The following is a 13,579-nucleotide window of genomic DNA, read 5'->3' on the forward strand; positions in this document are numbered from 1 at the left end:
AGTACGTAGACCCGTTTACGGGTAGCAAGTAACACACTTTTGCAAGTGGCAGACCGTACCAGCGCCTTGAGGCGCCGCCAGAAAAACAGGGCTTTGCCCGCATATGAAGAACCCCCGGCTTTGCCGGGGGGTAACTATTCTGTTCAATTTAGCCATAGTACAAAATAACCATTGACTCTCCCATTGTAGTGAGGCGTCAAGCAGTAATTAATCGTGCAATAAGAGTAAAATTGACAATTGCTGCATTTTCTGGTATATTTGGAGCATATAAAGCATGTAAAGTGTTACGCAGTATCCTGAAATGGAGCAGCTTATGAAAAAATATTTAAAATTATTAATACTATGCCTGATGTTATTTAGTCTTTCTATGACGGTGCAAGCAAGTATAGAACCAAGTGCAGTTTTTCCACTTGAGATCCAGCGGCAGGTTGTGGCGTGCAACGGCATCAATGCTGCGATCGATAATGATGGAAATGCCTATGTTTGGGGTTATGTGCTTGACAGCTTTGTCTCCTTGCCAAAAAAAGTTTTAGAAGGAGTAGCTTCGGTTGACGTTTCAACTGACCGAGTTCTATTACTTAAAGAAGATGGAACAGTATGGGCTATGGGGACAAACTTAGGCGGCGTATTAGGCGACGGAACATCTGAAGATAGGGATGCTCCTGTTCAAATTAAAGGGCTAAGTCATATCGTTTGCATCAGCGCCGGTAATGCTGAAAACATTGCATTGAAAGATGATGGCACAGTTTGGGTTTGGGGTTGCCATAATAATCTAATAATTCTGCCTAACCCTGTTGAAGTGGAGAATATCGACAATGTAGTAAGCGTATCGGCATATTATAATTACACATTGTTGCTTAAAGCAGACGGGACTGTTTGGTATTGGCGGTATGAGGATAACGAGGATCATATTAATCCTCGGTGCATTGAGGTCTTAGATCATATTATCGCTGTATCAAGCGGATGCTGGAACGCGGCTGCTTTAAAAAAAGACGGTACAGTTTGGGAGTGGGACATAGGCTACCCGGATGAAGATAAAAAACTTCGTAAAATCAATGATATCAGCTCTGCAACTGGTTTATCTGATGGTGCTAACATTATGATTGATAAAAGCGGCGATGCTTATCTTTATGGAGATATATCCTTGAATAAAGATGGCGGATACATGATGGCAACGGAGAAACCCACAAAAATTCAGAAAATCAGCGATGTAATTCAGTTATACAGCGGGGGATTTGCAACGTTTGTAAAAAGAAACGGAGAGGTGTGGACGTGGGGAGACCATTGGACGGAAACTGATTTGAATCAGCCGGAATATCGCTATGATCCCATACCGCTGAAAAAAAACACTGCAAATGATACTTTTATAGCTAAAATGCCGACGACAAAATATGTGCTTGATAGGCCGGCGGAATGGGCGAAGGATGAGGTGAGCGAGGCGGATAAGCTATCGCTTATGCCAGAAGGGTTCGACCAGTGGTACAACTATGACATTACTCGCAAAGACTTCTGCACGCTGGTTGTCAATATGATTGAAAAGAAGACAGGAAAAACGATTGATAAAGTGCTTGCAGATAAGGGTCTGACTGTTAATAAAGATGCCTTTAATGATACGGGCAATAGTAATATTTTAGCCGCGGCGGCGCTTGGTATTGTAAACGGGAAGGGTGAAAAACTTTTCGATCCATCGGGGCATATCACCAGACAGGAGGCGGCAGCGATGCTGTACCGTACGGCGAAAGTATTGGGGTATTCAGAGCCGCAGGGTGATGCAATCAGCTTTACTGACAGTTCATCTTTTGCCGATTGGGGCAAGGATGCAATCAGCTATGTTTCATCTGCCACAGATAAGACAAACAATCTTAAGGTCATGAATGGCATGGACGGCGGCAAGTTTGAACCTAATTCGCACTACACCAGACAACAGGCGATAATTACAATTAAGCGGCTATTTAATGTGCAATAACAAAAGAACAGGCATGATTGACAAATCCTGCCTGTTCTGGTATATTTGAGGTAAAATATGGGCGTGCAAAAATGAGATTTACTCGCTTCCTATGTTTTGTGGAAAGGAAGAGTAATTTGAGAAAGATAATGTTATGTATTACACTTTTGTTAATTCTATGCACATTATGTGCGTGTCTAAGTCAGCAAAGTTCAAAGACGGGTAAAAATCTTGATGTAAGTAAAAATATTGGCAGCCAATCAAATGTCGCTCCTGATAAGACTTTTACAGACAATGCAACAGCGATTCAACAGCCGAAAACTTCAACTGACATTCAGAGTAATGCACAAAGTTCACCTAAGAATCCGAATGCTGACACTAATAAATCAAAAGGTTTTTATGGAATATGGAAAATTAGCAAAACTTATGATACTGGAACTGTTTCCGCGCTGACTGCGGATGATATCAATTCTATTATCGGCAAAAAGATTACCTATTCTCAGCATTCTGCGGCTATTGAAAAAAATATTTGTAATACACCTGTTTATAAAAGAAATATATATTCCAAAGAAGATTTTATTTTTAACACAAAGACTACTTTGGATAAAATTGGCATAGAGGCAAATTCTGTTACAGGTATAGATATATACGAAAATAACGGGGAGAAAAATCTTTGGAACAGCATTGGAAATAGCTTTTTTATTAAAAATGATAACACTTTGATTTTAAGTTATGAAGGTATGTATTTTGAATTAGATAGAGTTGAATGATGCAAACAAAATAGGAGATGAATAATATGAAAAAAATACCTATGTTCATAATTATGACTTTGATTTTTTCCTTTATTACCGCCTCGGCACAAGGGCCAAGAGAGCTTAAAGCATACACAACAGATACAAAAGTAACGGTTAACGGGGCTGAACATAAATTTTCAAATGAGACCGTTAACATTGACGGCAGTACATACGTGCCGCTAAGAGAGCTTGCTGAAACGCTGGGGTATAAGGTCACATGGGATGCAGAGAAAAGAGAGGCTGTCTTGGAAAAGGACGAAGGATGTCTATTTAAGTTTGAACAAAACGGCTTATGGGGCTTTATGGACAGGGGCGGCAACGTTATCATAAGTCCGCAGTATAATGACGCTGAAGATTTCTCGGAAGGGCTTGCTGTTGTAGAAAAAGGCGATAAATATGGGTATATAAACGAAAAAGGCGAAACTGTGATCCCATTTCAATATGATGAGGCTAGAAGTTTTCATTGCGGATTGGCAGGGATAGTTAAGCCCGGCGACACATTTCATGGTGAACCACCTATCTATACAGTGAACTATATAGATCAAAAGGGGATGTCGGCTGGAACAGTTGAATGTATGTCTTTAAGCGATTTCACCGAGGATGGATTTGCCGCGATTAAACCGTTTAGCGGCGGATTTTTTGTAGATAAAAGTATAAAACAGGTCTCTCCAACATACCGCTATGTAGGCGAATTTGCAGAAGGACTAGCACCTGCAGCAGATGAATCAGGCAAATTTGGAGTAGTAGATACCAATTTTAAAACAGTCGTAGATTTTAAATTCGATTATATTCGTCCTTATAGTAACGGTCTTGCTGTCTTTGGAATAGGAAACGATTATGGCTTTATTGACAGAAACGGGAATGTTGTCATCGAGGCGAAATATGGGTATTGCGGCTGTGAAGATTACTCGGACGGACTTATACCCGTTAGTCTTGACAATGGATGGGGATGCTTAAACTCACACGGTGATTTGGTTTTTTCAGGAGATTTTGAATACATAGACAAATATCATGATGGACTGTCAATGGTTATAGATAAAAAAACTGAGAATTACGGCTTTATAGACTGTAGTGGAAAATATGTGGTGGAACCAAAGTATAATTATGCGTTGCCTTATAATAATGGGTTGATGTATGTTTATGATGATGAAAACCCGGATGGATATTATATTGACAGAGCAGGGAATCGTGTCGGACCGAAAAATTGATTATAAGTTCTTGAATTTTGAATATAGGCGGCAATAGGGGGATTAGGATGCTTAAAAAATTCATTCTAATTTTTATAATAATAATGGAAGCTGTCGGTCTCAGTGCATGCAATAATAATTATGATAAAAATAATTCTACTAGTGCGATAACAGAGCCTTCCCCAAATGCTGCAAATATTCAAAAACAAAAGCAGCCTTCTGAGCCGACAAATAAAGATAGTCAAAAATCAGCCCAAAAACCTGCAGAGAAAATATTATTTCAAAACAGTAAATGCGGTTATAAACTTGAATTACCGAAAAATTGGGAAGGGCATTATAAAATAGAAAGCCTTAATTCAAATGATAGTGTAATTAGCGTCAATTTCTACGGAAAAAGCAAAGCAGGAAGAGATTTGATTAATTCAAAAAAAGGGCTATTGATATTTATGATATTAAAAGAAGCTGATCTTGCGGATAATCCGTTTCTTGACAGCGTTCAAAAAATAGGTGAAGTAAATGGGGTCAGCTATTATTACGCAACGAAAACAGACTACCCGTTTGGCAGTTTAGACAATATTATAAAATCGCCAGACACCTATTATAATGATTCAGGATATAAGATAGATGCAACAGAATTGAGCCTAGTTAAAAATGACTGGGAAAAGGCAAAAAGTTTGGAAAAAGACGTGGATGAAATAATAAAAACTTTTGGTTCGATCAAATAACAGGAAAGATTAATCGCAGAATACTCTGATGTTAATGGGGATGGCAAAACTGATATGACTTTTAAAAGAAATACAGCAAATTTATTCGGAGGATAATACTGAAAAAGATCGCTTTATAATTAAATCGGCAGGTACTGCTTAAAATACCTGCCGATTTTCTTTTGCAAAAAACTTATATAATTTTATGGATTGCAAAAAAGAGTTTACTAAGCATTAGCTATACCAGCAGCAATGATGCGCTCTGAAAAAATTACGGAGTTAACCTAGAAGCTATTATTATGTAATATATCCAATAATTGACTTGAACAAGAAATTGTATTATTCTGTAGATATACTATAATATGACAAAATATTGTATTCTTTGGAGGATTAAGATGTTTACTGCACACTTTAGGAATGACGGAACGATACAATCTGTAAAGGAGCATAATGAAGAGGTCGCGGGCATTTGTGAAGTAAACGGCGGAAAAATTGGATTATCGCAGATTTCAAAGCTTGCAGGATTGCTGCATGATGCGGGTAAAGAAAAAACTGAATTTGAAGAATATATTGAATATTGCCGCACCCATCCAGATGATTTCTCACGCAGAGGGTCTGTCGATCACTCAACTGCAGGCGCCCGGTTTGCCTATAAAATGTCTGAAAACGCAAAAACGGTGGTCTCACGCTTGACGGCGCAGATTGCGGCGCTGGCTGTTTGCTCGCATCACGGCGGCTTAATCGATTGTATTACGCCAAATTGCAAAGATGCTTTCTCAGAAAGAGTCTGCGGAAAGGAAGATATCTGTTATGATGAGAGCATGGCAAATTTTTTTGCAGAGGTCTGCTCAAAGACCGAAATCGAGGATCTGTTTGAGGCCGCGGCAAAGGAAATCGAGACTTATTGGAAAACCATAAAATCATTTGGGGAAGAAGGCGTGTTTTTTCTCCATTTGCTTACGAAATATGTTTTCTCATGCCTGATTGACGCGGACAGGGATAATACATATCGGTTTATGGCAAATCTGCCGCCTGAAAAAACGCCTGATTTGCAGCCGCTTTGGAGAGAACTTTTAAGCAATCTGGAAAAGGAAATCTCAAGTCTTCCGGATAATACGCAGATCGATCATTTGAGGCACGAAATTTCGGATAGATGCCAACAGGCCGCGCACGGCCCGAGCGGGATATATCGGCTGTCGGTGCCGACCGGCGGGGGAAAGACCTTAAGCAGTTTCCGCTTTGCGCTTGAACATGCTTTAGAATTTAATAAGGATCGTATTTTTTATATTGCGCCGTATATATCAATCCTTGATCAGACAGCGCTCGAACTCAAGAAGACGTTAAAACGGGAGGATGCTTTATTTGAGCATCATTCAAACATAGTCAGGGAACAGGACGAAAGATCTGAAGTGCTGACGGTTCGTTACAGCGAACCGATTATTCTGACAACTATGGTGCAGTTCTTAAATACATTTTTTAGCAGAGAAACCCAGGATTTAAGGCGTATGCATCAGATGGCAAATTCGGTCATCATAATTGACGAGGTGCAGACGCTGCCGGTTCGGTGCCTATATTTATTCAACAGCACGCTGAATTTTCTTGCAGGATTTTGCGGGGCTACAATTGTATTGTGCACCGCGACACAGCCGAGCCTTGGCGATACTGATGTGTCGCTGAACATCAAGCCTTACGCGGATATAATAAACGACGATAAATTGTTTTCGCAGTTTAAACGGGTAGAGCTTGAAGATCTGACCGGTGATGTGGTTTTTACGGAAGAAGAGCTTGCCGATTTTTCATTTGACAAGATGCGGGACAAAAATAGTATGCTGCTTGTCATGAACACTAAAACGACCGCGCTTCGATTATATAAAGCTCTCTATGCTCTGAATCAAAACCTGCCGGAGGACAAGCGTTATACGTTGTTCCATCTCAGCACAAGCATGTGCCCGGCTCACAGGATAGCGGTTTTAAAGGATATGACGGAAAAGCTTAGAACAGAGCGTGTAATATGCGTCAGCACGCAATTGATTGAAGCTGGTATAAACATCAGCTTTGAATGTGTTGTCCGCTCGCTTGCCGGATTTGATTCTATAGTTCAGGCTGCGGGAAGGTGCAACCGCCACAAAGAAAGGCCATGCGGCACGGTTTATATCGTTCAGATGAAAAAAGAATCTCTGAGCAAACTACCGGACATCAAAAACGGCGCTGACTGCACAGGACGTGTACTGTTTGAGTTTCATGAGGATCAAAAACGCTTTGACGGAGATCTTTTGTCCCCTGCCGTAATGGATCAATATTATGATCTATATTATAAACGCCAGAAAAACGAAATGGGCTATAACATAAAAGAATTAAACACGACTGTCTACGATCTTTTGAGCAGAAACGAAAAGCTTGTTACTAATTATAAAAATAAAACCGGCAGCCGGCCTGACATACTGCTTTGTCAGGCGTTTCAAACCGCGGCGGAACATTTCGACGTGATCGAGGGCGCGGAATATTCGGTGATCGTACCATATTCAACTGAAGGGAAAAAACTGATTTCAAGGCTGAATGATAACATTGATATAAAAGAAAAAAAGCTGCTGTTGAAAAAGGCGCAGCAATATTCCGTTAACCTGTTTAAATATGAATTTGAAAAATTAATAGCCGATAATGCCGTTTTTACAGTTTGCGCAGATACGGTTTTTGCATTAAAAGAGGAGAATTATAATGAGGCGGCAGGCATTGTTTATGAAAAAGGCAATTTGGATTTTTTAATGTGTTAGAGGTGATATAAATGGAAAAGCCAAACATAGTTGAGTTCAAGGTTTGGGGCAGGCGGGCGTTATTCAGCGACCCGACCACTAAAATGGGCGGCGAAAAATTCAGCTATCAAATCCCCACTTATCAGGCGCTCAAGGGGATATTGGAATCTGTCTACTGGAAGCCGACTTTTATTTGGGTGATCGACGCCGTGCGTATCAAGCATTCCATTCAGACAATATCGGAAGGGATCAGACCGATTGAGTATAATGGCGGAAACACGCTTGCTTACTATACCTATCTGACTAATGTCGAGTATCAGGTCAGGGCGCATTTTATCTGGAATGAGCATCGCCCTGAGTTTGAACAGGACAGAAATGAAAACAAGCATCATTGTATAGCAAAGCGAATGATCGAGCGCGGAGGGAGAAGAGATATTTTTCTTGGGACGCGCGAGTGTCAGGGGTATGTGGAACCATGCGCTTTCGGCGACGGTCAGGGCGCTTATGACGATGTGCCGGAGCTTGCTTTCGGGCTGATGTTCCACGGGTTTGATTATCCTGATGAGACAGGGCAGGACGTGCTTGCCGCAAGGCTTTGGCGGCCTGTCATGCGAAAAGGAGTTATCGAATTTATTCCGCCGGAGCAATGTGACAAAAATCTTCGGCGTGAGCTTCACCCGATGAAGGCAAAGCATTTTTCTGACGATGGATTCAGCGGTCTTCGCGAATTTGAGGGGGAGGAGTGTTTTTAAGTGAGCTGGACTGAAAAACTTTATGAAACCTATGAAAACTGCACCTCGCTTGTCGGCGTTGCGCAAGCGGATGGCAAACTGCCCCTGCTGCCTATCGCGCATACGACGCAGAATGCACAGATCGAGGTCACAGTCGACGGAGACGGTAATTTCGTTAGCGCAAATATGGTCGATAAGAACGATAGTGTCACAATCATACCATGCACCGAGAAGTCCGCTACACGCACAGGAAATAATGAGCCGCACCCGCTTCATGACAAGCTTGAATTTGTTGCGGGCGATTACATGCAGTTCGGCGGCGATAAAAGAAAGGGAGCGGAAAGATACCTGGCCTATGTCGATGCGCTTGAAAAATGGAGCCTCTCGGAATACACACATCCTAAGATTTCAGCAATACTTACATATCTCAGTAAAAAAACGCTTATTGAAGATCTCATAAAAAGCGGGCTTCTAATTTATGATCCGGATAAGAATAGTTTAAAAGACAGCAAAGATAATAAAGACCAGATTGATGCGTTTGTCAGGTTTAGAGTTTTTATCACAGGCGACGACGGCGACGACAGGATATGGCTCGATAAAAACATATGGGACTGTTATATAAATTACCTTTTAAGCGGACAGTCTGAATCAGACATGTGCTATGTCAGCGGAAAAGTTATCCCTTGCTCAGACAGTCACCCCGCAAAAATCAGAAACACGGGCGACAAGGCAAAACTGATTTCCTCAAATGATTCGTCAGGCTTTACATACCGCGGGCGCTTTACAAGCGATAAGCAGGTTGTTCGGGTTGGATATGAAACAAGCCAGAAAATACACAATGCGTTAAAATGGCTGGTGGAAAAGCAGGGCTTTAAATGCGGCGAGCAGGCAATTGTCGCATGGGGAATAAAAAATGAAAACCTTCCCAAAATGATGGCTGATAGCGACGAAGCATTTTTTTGCGGAGAGGAAAAGCCTGATACATTCGAAGAATTTGCAAAACGTCTGAATCAAGCTATCTCCGGCTATAAATATGATTTACAGGGGGCAAGCGAAATCGTTGTCATGGCTCTGGATTCCGCGACTACCGGCCGCCTTTCGATAACCTATTACCGACAACTTGAGGGCTCGGATTTTTTATCACGCATAGAAAACTGGCACAGAACCTGTGTATGGGAGCACACGAAACTTGCGAATGATGGCTTTGACGAAAAGGGCAAACAGAAATTTAAAAGGATTACGTTTATCGGCGCGCCGTCACCGGCTGATATTGCAAAGGCATCCTATGGCGAGAGGGTCGATGACAGGCTGAAAAAAGAGGTAAACGAAAGGCTGCTTCACTGCATTATTGACGGAGAAAAACTTCAGGCGGATATTTTAAACGCTGTTTTTAACCGGGCTGTAAATCCGGTAGCCGCTGAACCGTATGCCTGGGAAAAAACTCTAAGCGTTTTTTGTGCGCTTTATAGAAAATTTAAGATAAATCAGGAGGAATTTCAAATGGCACTGGATGAAAAAAGAACCACACGTGACTATTTATACGGCAGACTGCTTGCAATTGCCGATAAGCTTGAACGCGCGACCTTTGACAAAGACGACAAGAGCAGGGAAACGAATGCGATGCGTTACATGAATATGTGCGCGCAGCATCCTTATAAGACGTGGGCAATGATCCATGAAAGGCTATTACCTTATATATCAAAGCTGGGCGGCCTGAGAGGCATTTATGAGGCGCAGCTTTCAGAGGTTCAAAGCATGTTCAGAGATGAGGATTTTATGGATAACAGGCCTATGAAGGGCGAGTATATCCTCGGCTTTTGGTGTCAGAGCAAGGCGATTGACGATGAGATCGCCCGCAGAGCGGCTGAAAAAAAGAATTCATAATTTTACATATAGAAAGGATGTTAATAATGAGCATCGAAGGAAAATTTGATTTTGCAGTTGTAATATCAGTCAAAAACGCAAATCCAAACGGAGATCCGCTGAACGGAAACCGTCCACGTGAAAACTACGACGGATTCGGAGAAATTTCAGATGTCTGCATCAAACGCAAGATACGCAATCGCTTGCAGGATATGGGACAGCGCATTTTTGTGCAGTCGGACGACAGGGCGGACGACGGCTTTAAAAGCCTTAAAGACAGGGCTGACGGATGTGAAGAACTGCGTGCCGAAATGAAAAACAACAAAAACGCAGACAAAGAAAAATGTGGTGAAATTGCCTGCAAAGAATGGATCGATGTAAGAAGTTTCGGCCAGGTTTTCGCATTTAAAGGCGTGGAAGTCTCGCTTGGAATCAGAGGACCTGTATCGATCCATCAGGCTGTCAGCGTTTTGCCGGTGGACATCGTCAGCATACAGATCACGAAAAGCGTGAACAGCGAGTCTGGCAAAGATAGCAAGGCATCCGATACTATGGGTATGAAGCATTTTGTTGATTTTGGCGTATATGTGATATACGGAAGCATCAATGCGCAGCTCGCAGAAAAAACCGGCTTCAATAATGATGATGCCGAGCTTATTAGAAAAGCGCTGGTATCGCTTTTTGAAAACGATGCATCTTCCGCACGCCCGGACGGAAGCATGGAAGTTTACAAACTGTTTTGGTGGAAGCATAACTGTCCCTCGGGTCAATACTCCTCGGCAAAAGTGCATCGTACGCTGAAATGGGATACCGATTCTGCCAAACAAGACAAATATGATCTTGACGGCTATCATTTTAAAACTTTCGATCTTCCCGGGCTTGTTCCGGAGATATATGATGGAATATGATGACGAGGATTTTCTTGATATCTCAGGTATAAGGCATTTTGAATATTGCAGGCGCAAGTGGGCGCTGATACATATTGAACAGCAATGGCAGGAGAACCTGCTCACAGTTGAGGGGCACATATTTCATGAAAAGGCGCACGATGCCGAATTTGCTGAAAAACGAGGCAAACTTATTATATCAAGGGGCCTTCAGGTTTTCTCGCGGCGGCTTGGCATAACGGGAGTATGCGATGTAGTAGAGTTTTACGAATCCGGCGACGGAGTAAAAATATTCGGTCGAAATAATTTGTATAAGCCGTCGCCGATCGAATATAAACGCGGCAAGCCGAAACAGACCGATGAGGATGATCTTCAGCTTGCCGCACAGGCGATCTGCCTTGAGGAGATGCTTGCCTGCACTATCGAGGTGGCTTACTTATACTATGGGGAAACTGGGCGCAGGATAAAAGTTGATATAGACGATGCCGTCAGGCAGAAGGTTTATGATATTACAGAAGAAATGCACAGAATGTATGAGCGGCGTTACACACCGAAAGTCAGAACCAGTAAAAGCTGCAGGATGTGCTCGCTTTATGATTTGTGCATGACAAAGCTGAATAAAAATATCTCTGCAGCTGGGTATATCGCGGAAAAGGTAGGCGAGGCGCAAAAATGAGACAGCTTTTAAATACACTTTATGTGACGTCGCCCAATTCCTATCTTTCACTAGATGGGGAGAATGTCGTTGTTCTCTGCGAAGAGAAAGAGAAGATCAGAGTTCCTCTGCATAATCTTGAAAGCATAATAGCTTTCGGGTATACCGGGGCAAGCCCAGCCCTTATGGGCGAATGCGCCGAGAACAACATTGCTCTCACTTTTCTGACACAGAACGGACGGTTTCTCGCAAGGGTCACAGGTGAAACAAAGGGCAACGTGATTCTCAGAAAAGCACAATTCCGCATTGCGGAAAGCGAAGCGCAAAGCGCAAAGATTGCAAAAAATTTTATAATAGGAAAGATCTATAACGCGCGCGGCGTTATAGAACGAGCTGTACGCGATCATGAACTGCGACTTGATATTTCCAAGTTAAAACAGGCCTCGCAATTTCTTATGCAAAGCATAAATTTGGTTTCGAAGTGCAGCAATTTGGATCAGCTCAGAGGTTTTGAGGGAGAGGCTGCAAGTACGTATTTCAGTGTTTTTGATGAACTTATTCTGCAGCAAAAGAATGACTTTTATTTCAAAGGCAGAAATAAGCGCCCGCCGCTTGATAATGTCAACGCAATGCTGTCGTTTGTGTATACGCTGCTCGCTCATGATACTGCGGCAGCCGCCGAGGCAGTCGGTCTTGATGCGTATGTCGGGTTCATGCACCGGGACAGACCGGGAAGAATATCTCTTGCGCTTGATATAATGGAAGAACTGAGGGCAATTTGCGCAGATCGCTTTGTTCTTTCACTGATAAACAAAAAACAGGTTGATGCGTGCGGCTTTTTTCAAAAAGAAAATGGTGCTGTCATAATGAATGACGATACCAGACGTATTATTTTGTCCGCATGGAAAAAAAGAAAACAACAGCAGCTGACACACCCGTTTTTGGAAGAAACGATTGAGTGGGGTCTTGTCCCGTACGTGCAGGCAATGCTGCTTGCACGCTTTATCCGAGGCGACTTGGACGAGTATCCGCCGTTTTTATGGAAGTAGGAGTATTTTATGCTGGTGCTTATAACTTATGATGTAAATACAGAAACCGCCGAGGGGCGGAAACGCCTCAGAGCAGTCGCTAAACAATGTGTGAACTATGGTCAGCGTGTGCAGAATTCGGTTTTCGAATGCGTCATGGATGCTGCAAAATGCCGTGAAGTACAGCATAAGCTCGAGCTTCTCATAGATCCTAAAACAGACAGCCTTCGTTTTTATTATCTTGGAAATAATTATAAAAACAAGGTTGAGCATATCGGCGCAAAACAGTCATTCGATGTTGAAGGTGTCCTGCTTGTATAATGCGGATGCCAATCAAACATAAAAATGCAGGTGCATTCGCACTTGATTTTAACTGTTAGATATGGGCTTTTTGGCATTTATATTGATAATAAAGACTAAATAAGAGAGACTTTATAATAAAATGCACAAAAAATATTGCGGCCGATTTGATATTATTGTGCGTTTTTGCTGTCGCACCCCACACGGGGTGCGTGGATTGAAATACGCATTTATTTATCCTCCTTTACCAATTCCCCGGCGTCGCACCCCACACGGGGTGCGTGGATTGAAATGTTTTATATCCGTTTCGGCAGGGCATTCATCTTTTGTCGCACCCCACACGGGGTGCGTGGATTGAAATGTTCCCCATCTGGTTCATTATTTAGCCATTTCTTATGTCGCACCCCACACGGGGTGCGTGGATTGAAATAGCAAATCATTTAAGTATGATGAAAACTTAATGCTGTCGCACCCCACACGGGGTGCGTGGATTGAAATTCTGGCATATTCATATCCGTTCCGTTCAATCACCGTCGCACCCCACACGGGGTGCGTGGATTGAAATCTGTAAGCCCGCCACCGCTATACGTGTATTGCTGTCGCACCCCACACGGGGTGCGTGGATTGAAATCCCTAAAAATTAATAATTCGGTCCCGATCGGTGTAGTCGCACCCCACACGGGGTGCGTGGATTGAAATCGAAACACCAGCAATCGCTTGTGGGAATAACGTCTG

11 protein-coding genes and 1 CRISPR repeat array are annotated in these 13,579 nt (G+C 42.5%); all 11 genes read left to right on the forward strand.

The features are described 5' to 3' along the window. Nucleotides 1-313 precede the first annotated feature (313 nt). The 11 genes from Q8865_08895 (at nt 314) to cas2 (ending at nt 12,865) form a co-directional block, all read left to right on the forward strand. On the forward strand, nt 314-1,966 hold the full coding sequence (locus tag Q8865_08895; GenBank protein ID MDP4153535.1) for an S-layer homology domain-containing protein: 1,653 nt from the start codon (nt 314-316) through the stop codon (nt 1,964-1,966). Between the two features lie 116 nt (nt 1,967-2,082). Continuing rightward, nucleotides 2,083-2,715: a hypothetical protein gene (locus Q8865_08900; protein ID MDP4153536.1), complete on the forward strand. Its 633-nt coding sequence runs from the start codon at nt 2,083-2,085 to the stop codon at nt 2,713-2,715. A gap of 26 nt (nt 2,716-2,741) precedes the next feature. Continuing rightward, nucleotides 2,742-3,947, forward strand: a complete 1,206-nt coding sequence (locus Q8865_08905; protein ID MDP4153537.1) for a WG repeat-containing protein — start codon at nt 2,742-2,744, stop codon at nt 3,945-3,947. A gap of 47 nt (nt 3,948-3,994) precedes the next feature. Beyond that, nucleotides 3,995-4,651 (forward strand): hypothetical protein, encoded by a 657-nt coding sequence (locus Q8865_08910; GenBank protein MDP4153538.1) that lies wholly within the window; start codon nt 3,995-3,997, stop codon nt 4,649-4,651. A 374-nt stretch (nt 4,652-5,025) separates the two neighbouring features. Then, nucleotides 5,026-7,401 carry a CRISPR-associated helicase Cas3' gene (gene cas3, locus Q8865_08915; protein ID MDP4153539.1) on the forward strand — a complete coding sequence of 792 codons (2,376 nt, stop codon included), beginning with the start codon at nt 5,026-5,028 and terminating at the stop codon, nt 7,399-7,401. An 11-nt stretch (nt 7,402-7,412) separates the two neighbouring features. Further along, nucleotides 7,413-8,132 (forward strand): type I-C CRISPR-associated protein Cas5c, encoded by a 720-nt coding sequence (gene cas5c / locus Q8865_08920; GenBank protein ID MDP4153540.1) that lies wholly within the window; start codon nt 7,413-7,415, stop codon nt 8,130-8,132. Then, nucleotides 8,133-9,995: a type I-C CRISPR-associated protein Cas8c/Csd1 gene (gene cas8c / locus Q8865_08925; protein ID MDP4153541.1), complete on the forward strand. Its 1,863-nt coding sequence runs from the start codon at nt 8,133-8,135 to the stop codon at nt 9,993-9,995. A 23-nt stretch (nt 9,996-10,018) separates the two neighbouring features. Then, nucleotides 10,019-10,882, forward strand: a complete 864-nt coding sequence (gene cas7c / locus Q8865_08930; GenBank protein ID MDP4153542.1) for a type I-C CRISPR-associated protein Cas7/Csd2 — start codon at nt 10,019-10,021, stop codon at nt 10,880-10,882. After that, nucleotides 10,872-11,537, forward strand: a complete 666-nt coding sequence (cas4, locus tag Q8865_08935) for a CRISPR-associated protein Cas4 (GenBank protein ID MDP4153543.1) — start codon at nt 10,872-10,874, stop codon at nt 11,535-11,537. The genes cas7c and cas4 overlap by 11 nt, the downstream gene beginning before the upstream one ends. Further along, on the forward strand, nt 11,534-12,565 hold the full coding sequence (gene cas1c, locus Q8865_08940) for a type I-C CRISPR-associated endonuclease Cas1c (protein ID MDP4153544.1): 1,032 nt from the start codon (nt 11,534-11,536) through the stop codon (nt 12,563-12,565). Before cas4 ends, cas1c begins: the two co-directional genes overlap by 4 nt. Nucleotides 12,566-12,574: 9 nt before the next feature. Then, nucleotides 12,575-12,865 carry a CRISPR-associated endonuclease Cas2 gene (cas2, locus tag Q8865_08945; protein MDP4153545.1) on the forward strand — a complete coding sequence of 97 codons (291 nt, stop codon included), beginning with the start codon at nt 12,575-12,577 and terminating at the stop codon, nt 12,863-12,865. Between the two features lie 170 nt (nt 12,866-13,035). Next, nucleotides 13,036-13,543: a CRISPR direct-repeat array (repeat unit 33 nt; unit sequence GTCGCACCCCACACGGGGTGCGTGGATTGAAAT). The last annotated feature ends 36 nt before the right edge of the window (nt 13,544-13,579 follow it).

It is taken from the genome of Bacillota bacterium (assembly GCA_030705925.1).
GTDB lineage: Bacteria > Bacillota > Clostridia > Oscillospirales > Feifaniaceae > JAUZPM01.

Bases quoted from the DNA above. Each gene is read 5' to 3' on its own strand.
- Q8865_08895 (MDP4153535.1), top strand. From the start codon at position 314: ATGAAAAAATATTTAAAATTATTAATACTATGCCTGATGTTATTTAGT.
- Q8865_08905 (MDP4153537.1), top strand. From the start codon at position 2,742: ATGAAAAAAATACCTATGTTCATAATTATGACTTTGATTTTTTCCTTT.
- cas1c (MDP4153544.1), top strand. From the start codon at position 11,534: ATGAGACAGCTTTTAAATACACTTTATGTGACGTCGCCCAATTCCTAT.
- cas2 (MDP4153545.1), top strand. From the start codon at position 12,575: ATGCTGGTGCTTATAACTTATGATGTAAATACAGAAACCGCCGAGGGG.
- cas4 (MDP4153543.1), top strand. From the start codon at position 10,872: ATGGAATATGATGACGAGGATTTTCTTGATATCTCAGGTATAAGGCAT.
- Q8865_08910 (MDP4153538.1), top strand. From the start codon at position 3,995: ATGCTTAAAAAATTCATTCTAATTTTTATAATAATAATGGAAGCTGTC.
- cas3 (MDP4153539.1), top strand. From the start codon at position 5,026: ATGTTTACTGCACACTTTAGGAATGACGGAACGATACAATCTGTAAAG.
- cas5c (MDP4153540.1), top strand. From the start codon at position 7,413: ATGGAAAAGCCAAACATAGTTGAGTTCAAGGTTTGGGGCAGGCGGGCG.